Origin of the sequence: Streptomyces sp. H39-S7 (genome assembly GCF_027158205.1) — a bacterium.
Taxonomy (GTDB): Bacteria; Actinomycetota; Actinomycetes; order Streptomycetales; family Streptomycetaceae; genus Actinacidiphila.
Genome location: NZ_JAPVLU010000038.1, coordinates 77,169 through 94,713 on the forward strand (window position 1 = coordinate 77,169; position 17,545 = coordinate 94,713).

15 protein-coding genes and 1 pseudogene are annotated in these 17,545 nt (G+C 70.8%); 10 read left to right on the forward strand and 6 right to left on the reverse strand.

What is annotated here, in order from left to right:
• The first annotated feature begins 4 nt into the window (after nt 1–4).
• The 5 genes from O3X23_RS30680 to O3X23_RS30700 all read left to right on the forward strand — a co-directional run bounded on the left by O3X23_RS30680 (nt 5) and on the right by O3X23_RS30700 (nt 6,599).
• A complete protein-coding gene (locus tag O3X23_RS30680; RefSeq protein ID WP_269275275.1) occupies nt 5–1,501 on the forward strand; it encodes a glycoside hydrolase family 64 protein in 1,497 nt (498 codons plus the stop codon).
• A 99-nt stretch (nt 1,502–1,600) separates the two neighbouring features.
• Complete coding sequence (locus O3X23_RS30685) at nt 1,601–2,968, forward strand: glycoside hydrolase family 16 protein (protein WP_269275279.1); 1,368 nt, start codon at nt 1,601–1,603, stop codon at nt 2,966–2,968.
• 437 nt (nt 2,969–3,405) lie between these two features.
• A complete protein-coding gene (locus tag O3X23_RS30690) occupies nt 3,406–4,050 on the forward strand; it encodes a DUF4142 domain-containing protein (RefSeq protein ID WP_269275281.1) in 645 nt (214 codons plus the stop codon).
• 4 nt (nt 4,051–4,054) lie between these two features.
• Nucleotides 4,055–5,515, forward strand: a complete 1,461-nt coding sequence (locus O3X23_RS30695; protein ID WP_269275283.1) for a DUF1996 domain-containing protein — start codon at nt 4,055–4,057, stop codon at nt 5,513–5,515.
• Nucleotides 5,516–5,786: 271 nt separating this feature from the next.
• Nucleotides 5,787–6,599 (forward strand): RNA polymerase sigma factor, encoded by an 813-nt coding sequence (locus O3X23_RS30700; RefSeq protein WP_269275285.1) that lies wholly within the window; start codon nt 5,787–5,789, stop codon nt 6,597–6,599.
• A gap of 63 nt (nt 6,600–6,662) precedes the next feature.
• Here the strand turns inward: O3X23_RS30700 and O3X23_RS30705 are convergent, their stop codons facing one another.
• Nucleotides 6,663–7,733: a PucR family transcriptional regulator gene (locus tag O3X23_RS30705; RefSeq protein WP_269275287.1), complete on the reverse strand. Its 1,071-nt coding sequence runs from the start codon at nt 7,731–7,733 to the stop codon at nt 6,663–6,665.
• A gap of 718 nt (nt 7,734–8,451) precedes the next feature.
• Here O3X23_RS30705 and O3X23_RS30710 point away from each other — a divergent pair.
• The 4 genes from O3X23_RS30710 to O3X23_RS30725 all read left to right on the forward strand — a co-directional run bounded on the left by O3X23_RS30710 (nt 8,452) and on the right by O3X23_RS30725 (nt 12,406).
• Complete coding sequence (locus tag O3X23_RS30710; protein ID WP_269275289.1) at nt 8,452–9,198, forward strand: hypothetical protein; 747 nt, start codon at nt 8,452–8,454, stop codon at nt 9,196–9,198.
• Nucleotides 9,186–10,667, forward strand: a complete 1,482-nt coding sequence (locus O3X23_RS30715; RefSeq protein WP_443048025.1) for an NADH-ubiquinone oxidoreductase-F iron-sulfur binding region domain-containing protein — start codon at nt 9,186–9,188, stop codon at nt 10,665–10,667. Before O3X23_RS30710 ends, O3X23_RS30715 begins: the two co-directional genes overlap by 13 nt.
• 180 nt (nt 10,668–10,847) lie before the next feature.
• Nucleotides 10,848–11,828: an SCO0930 family lipoprotein gene (locus O3X23_RS30720; protein WP_269275293.1), complete on the forward strand. Its 981-nt coding sequence runs from the start codon at nt 10,848–10,850 to the stop codon at nt 11,826–11,828.
• Nucleotides 11,829–12,073: 245 nt separating this feature from the next.
• On the forward strand, nt 12,074–12,406 hold the full coding sequence (locus tag O3X23_RS30725) for a hypothetical protein (protein ID WP_269275295.1): 333 nt from the start codon (nt 12,074–12,076) through the stop codon (nt 12,404–12,406).
• A 206-nt stretch (nt 12,407–12,612) separates the two neighbouring features.
• On the opposite strand, the gene O3X23_RS30730 is transcribed toward O3X23_RS30725, so the two are convergent.
• The 4 genes from O3X23_RS30730 to O3X23_RS30745 all read right to left on the reverse strand — a co-directional run bounded on the left by O3X23_RS30730 (nt 12,613) and on the right by O3X23_RS30745 (nt 16,563).
• Nucleotides 12,613–13,386, reverse strand: coding sequence for a hypothetical protein (locus O3X23_RS30730; RefSeq protein ID WP_269275297.1), 774 nt, complete (start codon nt 13,384–13,386; stop codon nt 12,613–12,615).
• Between the two features lie 87 nt (nt 13,387–13,473).
• Complete coding sequence (locus O3X23_RS30735) at nt 13,474–15,057, reverse strand: APC family permease (protein WP_269275299.1); 1,584 nt, start codon at nt 15,055–15,057, stop codon at nt 13,474–13,476.
• Between the two features lie 128 nt (nt 15,058–15,185).
• Nucleotides 15,186–16,007, reverse strand: coding sequence for an SGNH/GDSL hydrolase family protein (locus O3X23_RS30740; RefSeq protein ID WP_269275300.1), 822 nt, complete (start codon nt 16,005–16,007; stop codon nt 15,186–15,188).
• Nucleotides 15,994–16,563: a PadR family transcriptional regulator gene (locus tag O3X23_RS30745; RefSeq protein ID WP_269275302.1), complete on the reverse strand. Its 570-nt coding sequence runs from the start codon at nt 16,561–16,563 to the stop codon at nt 15,994–15,996. Before O3X23_RS30745 ends, O3X23_RS30740 begins: the two co-directional genes overlap by 14 nt.
• Nucleotides 16,564–16,648: 85 nt before the next feature.
• Here O3X23_RS30745 and O3X23_RS30750 point away from each other — a divergent pair, with 85 nt between their 5' ends.
• Nucleotides 16,649–17,062, forward strand: a complete 414-nt coding sequence (locus O3X23_RS30750) for a nuclear transport factor 2 family protein (protein ID WP_269275304.1) — start codon at nt 16,649–16,651, stop codon at nt 17,060–17,062.
• A gap of 50 nt (nt 17,063–17,112) precedes the next feature.
• Here O3X23_RS30750 and O3X23_RS30755 read toward each other — a convergent pair.
• Nucleotides 17,113–17,545 (reverse strand): annotated as a pseudogene (locus O3X23_RS30755) (Crp/Fnr family transcriptional regulator); the annotation flags it as partial.

Below are 17,545 nucleotides of genomic sequence, written 5' to 3' on the forward strand. Positions count from 1 at the left end.
CAGTGTGACCGCGCTCGTGTCCGCCGTCGTTCTGGTGCTCGCGGGCCTTGTCGGCCTCACCGCCGTCGCGGGGACCGCGGCGGCCGGACCGTCCGACTACACCCAGAGCGTCACCGCCACCAGCGCCGGTCAGGCGCGGATCACCTTCACCCCCACGACCCCCGCGCTGTACGTGGACGTGCACTACCAGGTCAACGCCGCGGGCCAGCAGAACTTCCGGATGACCAACAGCGGGGGCACGTGGACCCGCACCGTCGACCAGCTCTCGACGGGCTCGGTCATCACCTACTGGTTCACCTACGAGAAGAGCGGACCGCAGTACGACACCCCGCAGTTCACCTACACCCAGGGCGGCGGCGGCACCACGGGCGGGACGACCGGCGGCGGGGGCGGCGGAGAGCCGGTGCCCGGGACCATCCCGCTGACGATCACCAACAACTCCGGCCGCGGCGGCAGCGTCTACATCTACGACCTGGGCACCCAGCTGTCGAGCGGGCAGCAGGGCTGGGCGGACGCCAACGGCGGGTTCCACGCCTGGCCGGCGGGCGGCAATCCCCCCACCCCGGCGCCGGACGCCTCCATCGCCGGACCGGCCGCCGGCCAGTCGGTGACGATCCGCATCCCGAAGTTCTCCGGCCGGGTCTACTTCTCCTACGGTCAGAAGCTGGTGTTCAAACTGGCCACCGGCGGTCTGGTGCAGCCCGCGGTGCAGAACCCGAGTGACCCGAACCGCAACATCCTGTTCAACTGGTCGGAGTACACGCTCAACGACAGCGGGCTGTGGATCAACAGCACTCAGGTCGACATGTTCTCCGCGCCGTACGCGGTCGCGGTGCGGTCCACCGGAGGCGCCAGCCAGACCACGGGCCATCTGAAGCCCGGTGGCTACAACGCCGTCCTCAACGCGCTGCGGGGCCAGTCCGGTGGCTGGGCGGGCCTGATCCAGACGGCTCCCGACAATTCGGTGCTGCGGGCGCTGGCGCCGGGGCACGGTATCGAGTCCGGTGCGCTGCCCAGTGGCGTCCTGGACGACTACATCAACCGGGTGTGGCAGAAGTACTCGACGTCGACGCTGACCGTGACGCCCTTCACCGACCAGCCGAACACGAAGTACTTCGGCCGGGTGTCGGGCAACGTCATGAACTTCACCAACACCTCAGGGGCGGTCGTCACCAGCTTCCAGAAGCCCGACGCCGACAGCGTCTTCGGCTGCTACAAGCGCCTGGACGCCCCCAACGACCTGGTGCGCGGTCCGATCTCCCGCACCTTGTGCGCGGGGTTCAACCGCTCGACGCTGCTCGCCAACCCCAACCAGCCCGACACGTCCTCCGCGGGCTTCTACCAGGACGCGGTGACCAACCACTACGCGCGCTTCATCCACGCGCAGATGGCGGACGGGAACGCGTACGCGTTCGCCTTCGACGACGTCGGCCACCACGAGTCACTGGTGCACGACGGCAGCCCGCAGCAGGCGTCGCTCCTTCTCGACCCCTTCAGCTGACGGGCCGGGCGGACCCGTCATCCGGTGCGGTGCCGCGTGCACGAGCGCGTCCGCACATCTCGTACTTCGCGCAGTTCCGCAGAAAGGTCATGACCGCCCATGAGAAGAAACAACCCGCCCGCCCCCGCTTCGGGGGCCGCGCGCCGCATGCGGCATGTTCCGCTCACCGTTTTCAGTGCTCTGCTCCTGCTGGTCGCCGGCGCCCTGGGGCTGTCCGTCTCGGGTGGGTCGGCCGCTGCGGCGCCGGCTCCTCCGGCCGGGTGGACCACGGTCTTCAGTGATGACTTCAGTGGCGCGTCGGGGACCGGTCTGAACCGGGCCGACTGGCTCTACGACATCGGCACCGGCTACAACTACCCGGGGGCTGCCGGGAACTGGGGCACCGGGGAACTGGAGACGGCGACCGACTCGACGGCCAACGTCTACCAGGACGGCTCGGGGCACCTGGTGATCAAGCCGATCAAGGACGCGGCCGGGCACTGGACCTCCGGCCGGATCGAGACCCAGCGCACCGACTTCGCGGCTCCGGCCGGGGGGCAGCTGCAGATCAGCGCGTCCATCCAGCAGCCCAATCCGGCGCATGGGCTGGGGTACTGGCCGGCGTTCTGGGCGATGGGCGCGGCGGCCCGCCCGGTGGGTGCGACCAACTGGCCGAGCATCGGTGAGCTGGACATCATGGAGGACGTCAACGCGCTGAGTCAGCACTCGACCACGTTCCACTGCGGTGCCTGGGCGGGGGAGTGCCATGACCCGGACGGCATCAGCAGTGGTCTGCAGGCGTGTGGCGGTTGCCAGACCGGGTTCCACACCTACTCGGTGATCGTGGATCGTACCAACACCGCGGCGGAGCAGCTGCGGTTCCTGCTCGATGGCCAGGTGACGTATCAGGTCAATCAGAACCAGGTGTCGACCGCCACGTGGCAGGCGGCGGTCGACCACGGGTTCTTCGCTATCTTCGATGTGGCGATCGGTGGTTCGTATCCGGACAAGGTCTGCGGGTGCACGTCGCCTTCGGCCGACATCACTTCGGGCGCCGGCATGAGTATCGACTGGTTCGGTGTCTACCGGACCAATGGCGGTGGCACCACCGGCGGCGGTACGACGACCGGTGGCACCACGGGCGGGACGACCACGGGTGGGACGACCACCGGTGGCACCACCACGGGCGGCACGACCGGTGGCACCACGGGCGGCACGTCCTCGCCCGACTACTCGGCGAGTGCCGCGCGGATCAGTGCCACTCAGGCGCGGATATCCTTCACGCCGACCACGGCCGCGCAGTACGTGGACGTGCACTATCTGGTGAACGGCGCGGGTCAGCAGAACTTCCGGATGGCCAACAGCGCGGGGACCTGGACGCAGACGGTCGGTCAGCTCTCCGCGGGCTCGGTCGTCTCCTACTGGTTCACCTACGAGAAGAACGGTCCGCAGTACGACACTCCGCACTTCACCTACACGCAGAGCTGATACCTGCGGAGCTGAGTGGGGAGGCCCGGTGTCCTCGGCCGGTGGGAGCGGTGATCCTGGTGGTCGCCGTTCTCACCGGTCTGCCGTGTTCAGGGCGTGCTCGTGGGCGTGATCAGGGGTGTCCGGGGCGTGTTGGCACCGCCACCGGGAACTGTTCACCCGTGGGTACGGCACCGTAGCAGGTCTCGCGGGTGCCACTCCGATGTTTATCCAATGGTGATGATCCCTCAACCGAAGTGGCACATCCGGCACTAGCGTCCGGTGGCACCCCGGGAAGGTGGTGGCCGCCGCATGTCGGTGCGGACCCTCCGCGTTGGCCCCCTCCCGGCAAGCGGCAAGGAGGCACTGTGCGGACAATCGTCCGGCGATCCGCCCTCAGCGCGTCCGTCGGTTTCCGGTACACCACCGGAACCGTCCTGGTCATCGGCGCTCTCGCGGTGACGCTCGTGGCGTTGCTGATCCCCCTGCAGAAGTTCGGCGGCCAGGCCTCCGCGGCGGCCGCCCCCGCGATCACGGATGACGGACTGGGGATCGTGAACACGCAGTACGGGCCGCTGACGCCGACCGACCGGGATTTCGTCCGGAAAGTGCGGCTGGCCGGGCTGTGGGAGGGCCCCGCCGGGCACCAGGCGCAGCAGCGCGGTACGCAGGAATCGATCAGGACCGCGGGCCTGCACCTCATCGACGGGCATGCCGAGTTGGATGCTCGGGTGCTCCAGGTGGGCCAGGCGCTCCACATCGATCTGCCGAATCAGCCGAACGCGGATCAGCGGGGCTGGCTGGCCCAGATGGACGCCGCTCAGGGCGCTGAATACGACCAATTGTTCGCGAATCTGCTGCGGCGCGCGCACGGGAAGGTGTTCGCGCTGGTGGCGCAGGTGCGGGGACAGACCCGCAACTCGATGGTGCGGTCGTTGGCCACGCGGGCCAACACCGTGGTCCTGGACCACATCTCGGTTCTCGAGGAATCCGGGCTGGTCGATTTCGGCTCGCTCGCCGACGGGGCCTCGCCCTCCGGGAAGCCCGTGGTCACCGTCACGGCTTCCGCTTCGACTCCGGAACAACGAAGTGAAGTGAAGTGATCTCATGAGTCAGAAAGACCATAAACGTTCCCGCCTGCCGAACAAGGCCATCGCGGTGGTCACCGCGCTGGTGCTGGGCGCGGGCGGGGTCGCGTTCGTCGCGGCGAACGCGTCGGCCGGCGGTTCGCGGCGGGACGCGGCGCAGAGCGGTCAGCAGTCCGGCCAGCAGGCCCAGCAGGCGGGAGCGAAGACGATCGCGTGTCCCGATGTGGGGGACCGGTTGCGGGATGTTCCCGAGGAGGCCAAGCCGGAGGTCGACAAGAATCTGGCGCAGCTGGACGCGCAGGTCGCGGATTCGTACAAGAAGCTGGCGGCGGGGCAGTGGGACGTTGACGCGTCGCTCGGTGAGCTGCAGCAGAAGCGCAAAGGCACGATCGCGAAGATCGACGACGCGATCGGGCAGGTGGCGGAGCCGCCCGCGGGGTTGGACGAGTTGAGTGCCTGTGAGATGAAGGCCACGGATGTGAAGCCGGATGACACAGGTGGTGGCGGTCAGGAGGACGCCGCTGCCGCGCAGGACGCGCAGGGCGGGCAGGACCAGGCGGTGCAGGACCAGGCGGCGCAGGCCCAGAAGAAGAAGCAGGGCAAGGGTCCGTCGCGGGCGGACTTCGTCGACATCACGAAGGTCCGGCCGAACGTGGTGAAGCCGCGGCAGCGTGCGGGTGGGTCGACCGGTTCGTTCACCTCGAAGTGCGGCCGTAACGAGGACAAGCACCTGAATCCGGACAATGTGATCGTCGCGCCGGGTGTGAGCAATGGCGCACATCACATGCACGATTACGTGGGCAACAAGACCACGGACGCGTTCTCCACCAATGACTCGCTGGCCGCGGCCGGCACGACGTGCAGCAACGGTGACCAGTCGGCGTACTACTGGCCGGTGCTGCGGGTGCAGAACGGTGGGCAGGGCCCGGACGTGAACGCGCCGGGTGGTGGGCAGGACGCCAACGTCGGCACGATTCTGCAGCCCAAGAGCGTCACGATCCGGATGGACGGCAGTGCGGTGTCGAAGGTCACCGCGATGCCGCGGTTCCTGCGGATCATCACGGGTGACGCGAAGGCGTTCACGAACGGGACGGCCAATGCCAACGCGTCGTGGAGCTGCACCGGCTTCGAGAACCGTCAGCTGAAGGACAAGTATCCGATCTGCCCGCAGGGCAGTGACGTGGTCCGGACCTTCAACTTCCAGAGCTGCTGGGACGGCAAGAACATCGACAGTGCCAACCACCGGACGCATGTGGCGTTCGCGGATCGCAATGGTGCGTGCGCCAAGGGGTTCAAGGCGATTCCGGCCCTGGTGGAGCGGGTCACCTACAGCGTTCCGCAGGGGGCGCGGATCGCCGTGGACAGTTTCCCCGAGCAGCTGCACAAGCCGGGCACCGACCACGGTGACTTCGTCGAAGCGATGTCGGACCGTCTGATGCGGCAGGCGGTGAACTGCGTGAACAGCGGTCGCCGGTGCTGAGGTAGCGGGTGGGGCGGCGCCGGGGGTGTTCCGGCGCCGCGTGACCCGACAGGACCTCGGGTTCGGGCGCTCCCCAGGCCCCCGCCCGGTCCCGAGTCGGCGTGGCGCCCGCGCTGTCCCCGGGGCCACCGCCATGTGCGGGGCGGTAATCCGGCGGTCCGTGCTGTGCGGTGGCTGGGGAACGCGTACGGTACGGCGCACGTCCCACGGAACACGACTACGGAGCCGGGGTCGCTTCCGGGAGAACTCCGTGGTCGCTCGAGGGTGTGAGGTGGCAGTGCTGGGCTCTCGCGATGCCGCACATGACGGGGACGGCTCGGTGGGGCAGGATCCCGGGCCGGGTGATGAGGAACTCACCCGGCAGCTCAAGGAGGGCTATCGGTGCGGTACCGCGAACCCGGCCGCGGGGGACATCCTCTACCGCCGGCACCGTGAGGCGGCTCTGGCGTATGCGCAGCGGTGCTGTCGTGATCCGCACGATGCCGAGGACCTGGTGTCGGAGGCGTTCATCCGGACGTTCCAGGCGGTGCGTTCGGGGGCGGGTCCGCAGGGGGTGTGGCGGCCGTATCTGCTGACGGTGGTGCGGCACACGGCCATCGAGTGGGGCGCGGGGGACCGCCGGGCGCTGCTGACGGCGGATTTCGCGTCGTGGTGGCAGCAGTCGGCGGGCAGTGATCCGCAGCAGCGGTTGCTGGCCAGCGAGGATCGTCAGTTGCTGGTGCGCAGTTTCAACACGCTGCCCGAGCGGTGGCGTGCGGTGTTGTGGCACACGCTGGTGGAGAACGATTCGCCGGCGGAGGTGGCGGCGATGCTGGGGCTGACGCCGAGTGGGGTGACGTCGTTGGCCTTCCGGGCCCGTGAGGGGTTGCGGGAGGCGTATCTGCACGCGCATGTCGACAGTCTGGGTGACGATCGGTGCCGTCACTTCAGTGCCATGATCGGTGCGTCGATACGGCGCAACAGTGCGGTGCGCGGGCGTGATCTGGCGCGGCATCTGGCGGGGTGCGGTTCGTGTGCGCGGGCCTACCGCGAGCTGGTCGATCTGAACGCGACGATGCGTGCGGCGGTGCCGGCGGGTCTGTGAGGAGGCGCCTCCGGCGGATCACGGTGGGTCGCGTGATCCGCCGAAGGGGTGGGGCCGGGTGGGTCAGAGGCCGTTGACGCGGGCTTCGCGGGCGACGACCAGGGGGCGGAAGCCCACGGTGACGGTGCGTGCCCGGCGGGTGACGCGGGAGCTTCGGCGTCCGATCTCGGCCATCAGGCGGCGGCTGCGCAAGGCCATTTCCAGCTCGAAACGGGTGCGGGGGTCGCGCAGTCCTTGGCCGAAGAGCTTTTCGAGTTGGCGCATGCGGTAGCGCACCGTTTGGGGGTGCACGCTGAGGGCTTTGGCCGCCTCGGGTGCGCCGCCGCCTTCGAGCCAGGCGAGGAGGGTCACTTCGAGACGTTCGCTCTGGCGGGGTGTCAGTCCGGCCAGGGGGCGCAGCCAGCGGGCTGCGAGGGCTTTGGCGAGTGGCTCGTCCTGGAGCAGCAGCAGGGTGGAGAGGTGGTCGTCGACGAAGACGGGCCGGGCGTCGGGTCCTGCGGGGGTGGGTGTGAGGTTGAGCAGGCGGCGCGCCCAGCGCAGGGAGGAGGCGGCGTCGCGGACGGGGACGGCGTGGCCGACGGCGGTGGAGCGGCCGCGCAGGGCGGTCTCCAGTGTGTCGCGGGTGTCGGGGTCGGGGCTTGGTATCAGCAGGCAGGGGCCGTCGGCACCCATGCCGACCAGGCAGTCGTCCAGGACGGCGGCGAGTTGCTGGGATTCGCCGGGTGAGGTGACGGCGACGGCGCGGATGCTCTCGGGCAGCGGCCAGCCGGCCCTGCGGGCCAGTTCCGGCAGGGCTGCCGGCAGTACGTCGGTGACTCCGGTCAGGGCTTTGAACAGCTCCTGGCGTGACCGGTCGAGGGGCGCCGCGGGGGTGATCAGCTCCTGGGGGATGTCGTGCTCCTTCGGCGGCGCGCGGTAACCGAGAGCGGTCAGCAGGGCTTCTTCGAGGCCTTGCCTGATCCCGTCGCGGCCCATGTCCTGGAGCAGGCCGGCGAAGCCGGGGATCTCGTGCCGCAGCGCTTCGACGATCTCATCTGCCAGTGACGGGAGTTCCTTGCGGATGACTCCGGTCCATTCGTCACGGGGGAGGGACCAGATGCGGTCAAGAAGTTCGCACATCTCTACCTCGTTCATGCCGGGGTAAGACCTGCCTGGGGGGAGGACAGGTCTTGCGGAGGTTGCCTCCATCGCCGGCGTCCTTGTCCGGCGGAGGAGTTGAGGGTCCTCCTGCGCCCTCCTAGAGGTTGCTTCCCGCCAGTGGTCCCGTTGTTTTGGCGGGTCTTTACCACCAGGGTGCGGCCGGGACGGTTTAGACCCGGTCCGGCCGGAACCGGAAGCACTTGGGTGAGCATCTTCCGCAGTTGCACACCGTGACGACGACGGGGAAGCAGGAACTTGTCACGATGCGATAAAAGTTGTGGAGATGCTGGGAAGTTGAGCGATGCTGCTGCACCCCGGGCACTGCTCATCGGCTGTGGAGGTGATCCCTCCGAGAATCCGCACCGGAGCCGGTCCGCCTGCCGCTGAGTCGCGGAGCGTTCCGGCCCCTCAGGTCCCCGTGCGGGCCGTGCTGTCCCGGCCCTCACCAGCTGCCGCCAGGCAGCGCCGCTCTCCACCCCCTGGGCTCCGGGTGCGACTTGCAGTGCTCGGTCCCCCCGCTCGGGAGGCTTTCCCCATGCCTTTGTCCCCCCTGAACACCCCCCGCCCGTACGGGTCGCCCCCGGCGGGCCGGTCGCACCGAAGGAGGCTGCGTGCCGCAGCGGCCGCCGGTGGACGGCGAGCCGTCCGCCGGCCTCCTTTGCTGTCCGGCGCCGGCGGGCGCCGGCCGGCCACGTTCGTGATCCTCGCTCTGGTGCTCGCGCTCACCGCGGCCGTCGCGGGCCGGGCCGGCGCCTTCAGCCGGACCTGGGCGTTCCTGGACTTCGGGGCGGGGGTGCTGTCCCTGGTCTGCCTGACCGCCACCGTGCTGTGGGGGTTGGCCGCCACCGACCGGCTGCTGCTGCACTCCAGCCACCGGCTGCTCGCCCAGGGGGTGCACCGGGGCCTGGCCAGTTGCGGGCTGGGCTTCCTCGCGCTGCACATCTGGGTGAAGGTCGAGCAGCAGGAGACCACCGCGGGCGCGGCCGCGGTGCCGTTCACCGACGGCCCGCAGCCCCTGCTGATCGGACTGGGCACCCTGGCCGGCTACTTGTTCCTGACCGTCGCGGTGACCGGCGCGGTGCGCAGCGCGTTCGCCTCCGGCGGGCGCTCGCGCTGGTGGCGGGCCCTGCACATGAGCGCGTACCCGGCGTGGGGCGCGTCGCTGCTGCACGGTCTGAAGGCCGGCCGGCCCGCGAGCGGCTGGGTGACCGTCTCCTACGCCCTGTGCCTGGTGGGGGTGGCGGTGGTGCTCGCGATCCGGCTGCGTTCGCGGCAGCAGCGGGTGGCCGCGGGGCCGGCGGTCGCGCCGGCCGCCTACCGGGTCGCCTCCGCCGCTGCCACCGAGCCCGACCGGCCGCCGCGCTCGGTGGCCTTCGCCGCGCGCCGTGAAGAGATCCGCGACAACCGGCCGGACCGGGCCGGAGGGCGGGTCGACAGCACGGCCGGATGGCGGCTGTGAGCGGCCCCCGGCCGGCGATCGGCTGTGTCGGGCCGCCCCGGCTGCTGGCCGGTCTCGACGAGGTGGCGCGGCTGGACCGCGTCACCCATCTGACGGTGCACGGCTCGCTGCCCCGGCTGCGGCCGGAGGAACTGCTGGCGCTGGCCGAGAACATCGACCTGCGCGGCCGTGGCGGCGCGGGTTTCCCGTTCGCCCGCAAACTCAAGGCCGTCACCCAGGCCGCCGAGCGCCGCGACGGGCGCACCGCCGTGATCGTCAACGGCAGTGAGGGCGAGCCCAGTTGCCTCAAGGACACCGCGCTGCTGCTGCACACCCCGCATCTGGTGCTGGACGGTGCGCTGCTGGCGGCCGAGGCACTGAACGCCGAGGACGTCGTCCTGGGGGTGACGCGGGAGGACGTCGAGCAGTCGGTGCAGGACGCGATCGCCGAGCGTGGTCCGGTCGGGCGCCGGCTGCGGGTGACGCGGCTGCCCGAACGGTTCGTCACCGGGGAGAGTTCCGCGATGACCAGCGGGCTCAACGGCGGGCCGACGCTGCCGTCGGGGCGGTCGGTCCGTACCAGCGAGCGGGGCCTGGGCGGGCTGCCCACCTTGTTCTCCAACACCGAGACGTTCGCCCAACTCGCGGTGGCCGCCCGGATGGGAGCGCTGGACTTCCGGTCGGTGGGGCTGGCGACGGAGCCCGGCACGGTGCTGCTGACCGTCGCCGGTGCCTCGGTGATGGAGACCCCGACCGGGGTGCCGCTGACCTACGTCCTGGAACTGTGCGGCCTCGGGCCCGGCCAGGGCGTCCTCGTCGGCGGCTACCACGGGCGGTGGCTGGACCCGTACTCCGCGAAGGCGGCGGAGATCTCCCGCGAATCCCTGGCGGGATTGGGCGCGGTCCTGGGGGCGGGTGCGGTGCTGCCGCTGCCGGAGGACACCTGCCCGGTCGGTGAGGTCGTACGGGTGACCCGCTGGATGGCCGGCGAGACCGCCGGCCAGTGCGGGCCGTGCGTCCTGGGGCTGCCGGCGCTCGCCGACATCCTCGACCAGGCCGCCCACGGCGGCGGGCAGGCCGCGCTGGACGCCGTGCACGCCCGGCTGCGCTCGGTGCGCAAGCGCGGCGCCTGCAGCCACCCCGACGGGACCTCCGCCTTCGTGGAGTCCGCGCTCGCCGCGTTCCCCGACGACTTCGAGGACCACGCGCTGGGCAGCGGCTGCGGGCGGCCGGTGCTCGGCACCCTGCCGCTGTCCCTGGACGACCGCGCCCCGGTCCGGGCGCCCGTACCGGAGAGCACCGAGCGGCTCGTCGTGGACTGGACGCGGTGCCAGGGGCACGGATTGTGCGTGGACATCCTGCCCGAGGTCGTCCGCCTGGACGCCGACGGCTACCCCGAGCAGGCGTCGATGGACCTGCCCGCGCGGCTGCGCCCGAAGGCGCTGCGCGCGATCCGGCGCTGCCCCGCGCTGGCCCTGCGCATCCAGTAGCGCGCGGCCCGACCGCCGCTTCCGGTTTCCGGCCACCGCGTTCGTGCCCGGAAACCTGGGGAGCCCGCCCGTTTCTTTGCCTCTTGTGACAAGTTTTTATTCGGCTGAACGCCCTTCGTGGTTCCGCCCGTATCCCTGGGCGACGGCACGAAGCCGCCGACCGAATGCGAAGGAGCAGTCATGGTAAACAGGCGTCGAGCGGCATTCGCTGGAGCGGCCACCGTGGTCTTTCTGCTGACGGCAGGATGCGGCAGCAGCGAAAAGACCGGCAACAACGCCCAGGGGGCCAACGTCCAGCCCGCCGGTGACAGCAAGGACATCGGGACTGGATACGGCTCGGATTACGGCGCCGATCCGGCCGGGGCGGCGAAGAAGGGTGAACCGGCCAAGGAACTGGCGGTGCGCAGCGACGGGAAGCTGGGCCAGGTCGTCACCGACAGCAAGGGGTTCACCCTCTACCGGTTCGACAAGGACACCGCCCAGCCGCCGAAGTCCAACTGTGACGGCACCTGCGCGATCACCTGGCCGGCTGTGCCGGCGGATGACGCCACCGCCTCCGCGGGCATCAAGCCCGAGCTGCTGGGCGAGGTCATCAGGACCGACGGCAGCCGACAACTGACCCTCGCGGGCTGGCCGGTGTACCGCTACGCGATGGACACCCAGGCCGGCGACACCAAGGGCCACGGCGTCGGTGGGACGTGGAACGCGCTGGCTCCCGACGGGAAGAAGGCCGGGCAGCAGCCCGCGGCCACCGCCCAGCCGACACCCAGCGCCACCCCGACCCAGAGCCCGGTCAACGACATCTCGCTGTCGGTCACCGACAACGACGAACTCGGCAAGATCATCGTGGACGGGAAGATGCGGACGCTCTACCGGTTCAGCAAGGACAGTGCCTGGCCGATGAAGTTCGCCTGCCTGGACGCGTGCCTGAACACCTGGAAGCCCGCCAAGCCCGTCGACAAGACCAAGGTGCGCGGCGTGGCGTCCAAGCTCGTCAGCACTGTCACCCGGCCCGACGGTACGAAGCAGCTGGCCATCGACTGCTGGCCGGTGTACTGGTTCACCGGTGACGAGAAGCCCGGTGACATCAACGGCCAGGGCAAGATGGGGCTGTGGTTCGCCGTCACCCAGGGTGGCAAGAAGGCCGGCGCGGGCTCCTGACCCCGTCCCCCCGGTAGGGGCCCGCGCGGGAGAGGTCCGGGTTCCGGCCCCGGACCTTTCCGCACGGGCCCCGCCGGGCGCCGGCAACAACGCGGCAGGATCCCGGAATTGCCGAAAAGTGGAATTCCGGCCGAGGCAGTGAGGTGGATGTGCCGAATATGCGACCGGGACGCGTCGTGATGGCGTTGTGCGGAATTCTGCTGAGTGGCTGCGCCGCGAATGCGCAGACTCCCAGGACCGCGGCGGTGGTTCCCACCACCGTTCCGGCGCCCGCCGGCCCCGCCTCCATTCAGCAAATCGCCGCCGTGCTCGGCTGCAAGGCCGAAATTGGTGTGGTGGCGACGGAACTGCGCCAGGGTTCGTGCCGCACCGACCAGGGCGAGTTCCGCATGCTCACCTTCGCCGCGGACACCGGCCAGCGCGACTGGCTGACCGAGGCGCAGGCGTACGGCGGGATCTACCTGGTGGGCACCCGCTGGGTCGTCACCGCCCAGTCCCGGGAGGCGTTGACGGGCCTGCGCGCGACCCTCGGCGGAACGATCCAGGCGGGAACGCAGCACGGGGGCCACGGCGGCTGAGTCCTCCGGGCGGTTGCTACCCGGTGCGGCCGGGCTGGCCGGCGAGTCGCCGGATCGGTTGCCGCAGGCTCCGTTCGGTCAGCAAGAGCTGCAACTGCGGTACACGGAGGGCCTGTTGTGGCGCCGGCTGCCACAGTCGTACCCGGGCGCCGTCGGGCAGCGGGCAGCGGCGGCCGTCGATGGTGAGGATCTGCCACCGGTCGACGTCACGGAGCGGGCTTCACTCCGACCCGGTCCTCCGGCGGCGCCGCACGGCCCGCCCGGTACTGCTCGAGCAGAGCGGCCGCCAGGGTGCGGATCTCGTGCGGCACGGCGTCCGCGCCGCGCGGGCCGGGCAGCGGGCCGCCGCTGTCCCCGGCCGTGGTGGTCAGGGCGTCCAGTCCGGTGCGCACCCAGCGCGGCTGGTGGCGCGAGGGCCGGCTGCGCCGGCACAGCGCCGTGCCCAGGGCCGTGATCGCGTCGGGGTCGCGGGAGACACAGGCCGACCAGGCCACCGCGCCCAGCAGCGGTCCGACGCCGTCCGGGACGGGCACGGTGCCCGCGGCCCACAGGACCCCGGTCAGCGCAGGGGGTGCGGCGGGTGCCTCGGCCAGCAGGTGCGCGGTCTCGCGCAGCCGGCCCGCAGTGGGGTGGCCCTTGGCGGCGCCGGCGCAGTGCATCAGCAGGTCCAGGACCTTTTCGTCGAGGAGCGCCGGGCCGAGCGCGGCGCGCACGGCCCGCCCGAAGGGGGTGGCGGCGGGAAACAGCCGTACGGCGCGGGCGGGGAAGGCGTCGGGCGGGATCGCGTCCTGCGGTTCCCGTACGAACGCGAACGTGTCGGGGGGTTCGGGTACGAGCACATACGCGTCGTGGGGTTCGGGCACGATCGCGTCGGGGGATTCGGGGGCGGGCGGCGCCGGGGACGGCGGGTCGGTGCCTTCGCGAGGGTGCGTCGACGCGGCCTTGCGCCAGATCCGTCGTAACCAACGCGTCAGTGCCACCGTGCCCCCATCCCCTGACCGCACCGTACCGGGCGCGTGCGGCCGGCGTGCGCCCTTCGCGCAGGCTCCGCACCCGCCTCCGGCCGGCTACCGCCGGTCGCGCTCGGGCGGGGGAGCGGCGTCGGGTTCGTGGGCGGAGACCGGGATGGTCTCCTGGCGGAAGAACGCGGGGCGCATCACCCGGTAGACGAGCATCAGGATCCCGCCGAGCAGCAGGGCGCCGATTCCGGTGACGAAGACGCCGCCGAGCTGCCAGTGCGGCGGGAACGGCAGGGTCCACGAGGTGCTGCCGTAGTCGGCGGCGGAGTACACCACGCAGGCGTTGACGAAGAAGTACAGCAGCAGCAGGCCTCCGATCCCCGGCATGATGCCCTTGGTCCACAGATCACGGGGGCTGCGGGTGAGGACCTTGCGGTAGTACCAGACGCAGGCGAACCCGGTGAGCCCGAAGTAGAAGGCGATCATCAGGCCGACCGAGGCGATGGAGTCGGCCAGCACGTTCTCACTGACCCGGGTCAGCGCGACGTAGAAGGCGATGGAGGCCAGTCCCATGCCCACCGTCGACCAGGTCGGGGTGAGGAAACGCGGGTGCATCGTGGCGAACCGCTTAGGGATCGCCTTGAACGCGGCCATCGACAGGGTGGTGCGGGCCGTCGGCAGGATGGTGGTCTGGGTGGAGGCGGCGGCCGAGGTGAGCACCATGAGGATCAGGAGTTTGGTGGCGAACTCGCCCCAGGTCCCGGAGCCGAAGACCTCGCTGCCCAGGCCCGACAGCACATCCCCGGAGTTGTCGGGGTTGGCGAGCCCGATCCCGGTGTCCTTGACGCCGGCGAAGGCCTGCGCGGAGACGCTGACCACGACGTAGACGAGCAGCAGGATCACCGTGGACAGGACCGCGGCCCGGCCCGGGGTGCGGCTGCGGTCCTTGGTCTCCTCGTTGACCGAAACCGCCGTGTCCCAGCCCCAGTAGATGAAGATTCCCGCGAGGACGCCCTTGGTGAGGGCGTCCAGCGAGTCGATGTTGGCGGGGTTGAACCACGACCACGACACCTCCGTGGCCACGGAGGGTGCCGTTCCCGCGTAGACCTTGACCAGCGCGGTGACGGCCAGGGTGAACAGCACCAGGATCTCGATGGTCAGCAGCACCTTCTGCAGGTTGGCCGACAGCTCGATGCCGATGTAGCAGATCAGGGTCATCACGGCGATCCACAGGACACCCACCACGGTGACCCAGGTGGTGTTCTCGGCCAGGCCGTCGGCGCCGATGAGCTGGAAGCCGTACGCGCCGGCGATCTGCGCCAGGTTCGCCATGACGATGATGTCGGCGGCGATGATGCCCCAGCCGCCCATCCACCCGGTGCGCGGGCCGAACGCGCGCGAGGCCCAGGTGAAGGTGGTGCCGCAGTCGGGGTCGGCCTCGTTGAGCTGCTTGTACCCGTGCGCGATCAGGAACATCGGGATGAACGACAGGATGATCACGATGGGGGACTGGAAGCCGACCACGGCGACGATGACGCCGAGCGTGGCCGCGAGGCTGTAGGCGGGCGCGGTGGAGGCCAGGCCGATCACCATGCTGGAGAAGAGCCCCAGCGCGCCGCCCTTGAGCCCTTTCTCCGTCGCTCCGGGGCCCGAGGGGGATCGGACCCCGGGCGGGACATCAGGCACACCCATGTCGGTTGCCTCCGGTCGCTCGCAGAGCCACCCCACCCAGGTTTCCACAGTGACGCGCTCTGCCGTCGGTCCGCAACTCGAAGCGGCGGCCGACGGGCGCCGGGGTGCTCGCTACGGAGGCGTGCCCGCTACGGAGCCGTGCTCGGGCCGGTGTCCGGCGGGGCGCCGGGTGCGGGATCCAGGGGGAGCAGGTGGGGGCGTTTGGCCGTGCGGCCGTCGCCCGAGGACCGGCCGCGCAGCCGGCGCCCGAGCCAGGGGCCCAGGAACGCGGTCGCCCAGCGCGCCTCGGCGGCCGCGATCTGGCGGCGGGTGAGGGAGGTACGGGGCGGCGGCAGCGGGTGGGTCCAGGCGTCGCTGCTGCCGGGCAATTCGAGGGCGTGGGCCAGGGCCGCGGCGATCCGCTGGTGGCCCACGGGGGCGGCGTGCAGCCGGTCCGCGGTCCACAGCCGCGGGTCGGTGGTGACGGCGTGGTGGGCGGTCTCGGCGACGGTGACGCCGTGGCGGGCGGCCGCGGCGCGCAGGTGCGCGTTGAGCTCCAGGACCCGCGGTGCCAGGGGCCGGGCCAGGGGCGCGATCTTCCCGATGTCGGGGAAGGTGAGGGTGACCACGTGGGCTCCGGAGGAGGTGAGCGCGGCGAACATCTCCTCCACCTGCGCGGCCACCGCTGCGGCGTCGAAACGGGGTCGGAGCAGGTCGTTGACGCCGGCGACGACGGTGGCCAGGTCGGGGCGCAGGGCCAGGGCGGGCCCCAGCTGCTCGGCGCGGACCTGTCCGGCGAGGCGTCCTCGTACGGCCAGGTTCGCGTAGCGCAGATCGGGGTGGGCGGCCGTGAGGTGCTCGGCGAAGCGGTCGGCGAAGCCCCGCAGGCCGGTGGTGTCGTCCCCGTCCCCGAGCCCTTCGGTCTGGCTGTCGCCCAGCGCGACGTAGCGCAGGTACTCACCGTGCGGCACGGGTCGCCTGCCTTTCGGCCAGGACGGTCGCGGTGCGCCGGCACCAGGCGAGGTGGTCCCGCTCGAAGGCCAGGCCGCGCAGGCACGTCAGGTAGGGCCCGACCGGCTCGCCGTGGCGCAGGAACTCCTCCTCGGTCGCATCGCCGCGCAGCTGGACCAGCAGCTCGTCCAGCACCTCGATCTTGGCCTCGGCCGCGCGGGCGCGCTCCTGCAACTGCGCGATCACCGGGGCGGCGCCGACGTGGTCGGCGGCCTGAACCTTGACCAGCAGGTCGTCGCGGATGACGGAGGGCTTGGACGGGGCCGCGGCGAAGGCGGTCAGCTCGGCGCGGCCGGCGTCGGTGACGTGGAACATGCGCTTGTTGGGCCGGGACTCCTGGACCACCTGCCGTCCCGCGACCAGCCCTTCCTGCTCCAGCTTCGCCAGCTCGGTGTACAGCTGCTGCGGCAGGGCGTGCCAGAAGTTCGCGACGCCCATGCGGAAGGCCTTCGCCAGCTGGTATCCGCTGTACTCGCCGTCCAGCAGTGCCGCCAGCACGGCATGTCGCAGAGCCATCGGGCCACCCCTTCCCTTTCCGCGTCCGGCACCGCATCATACCCAAGAACGTGATTAGTCATATCCTTGAGTATCAGGAGGGGTCATGGAGACTGCCGAACGCTTCCGCACCGCCGTGGAGAAGCGCGATCTCGCCGCACTGGACGACCTGTTCACCGACGACATCCGCCTCTACAGCCCGGTGAAGTTCACCCCCTTCGAGGGCAAGGCCATGGTGCTGGGGCTCTTCGGGGTCCTGCTGCGCACCTTCGAGGACTTCCGCTACGTCGGACGCCTCGACGGCACGGCCGAGACCGGCAGCGACGGGGAGCCGGCCCCGTCGGAGATCCTGATCTTCCGCGCCACCGTGGACGGCAAGCAGATCCACGGCATCGACCTGCTGCAGTTCGACGACTCCGGCCGGGTCAAGGAGTTCACGGTGATGGTCCGCCCGCAGTCCGCCGTACAGGCCCTGGGCCAGGCGGTCCTCGCCGGCCTGGTCGCCGACGGCCTGGCGTGATGGGGTGAGCGTGATCGGGCAGGCGCCGGGCGGACCGGGACCGCGCGTGCTCAGTCGCGCCAGTTGGCGACGTTGACGTTCTCCAGGATGCCCAGGGCGTCGGGGACGAGGACGGCGGCCGAGAAGTAGGTACTGACGAGGTAGCTGATGATGGCCTTCTCGCTCAGGCCCATGAACCGTACGTTCAGTCCGGGTTCGTACTCGTCGGGGATGCCGGTCTGGCGCAGGCCGATGACGCCCTGGTTGTCCTCCCCGGTACGCACCGCGATGATCGAGCTGGTGCGCGCCTGGCTGATCGGGATCTTGCCGCAACTGAGAATGGGGACGCCGCGCCAGGCCAGAACCTTGCTGCCGTCGACCTCCACGGAGTCGGGGTACAGCCCCTTGCGGGTCCATTCGCGGCCGATGGCGGCGATGGTGCGGGGGTGGGCGAGGAGGAAGCGGGTGCCGCGGCGGCGGCTGATGAGTTCGTCGAGGTCGTCG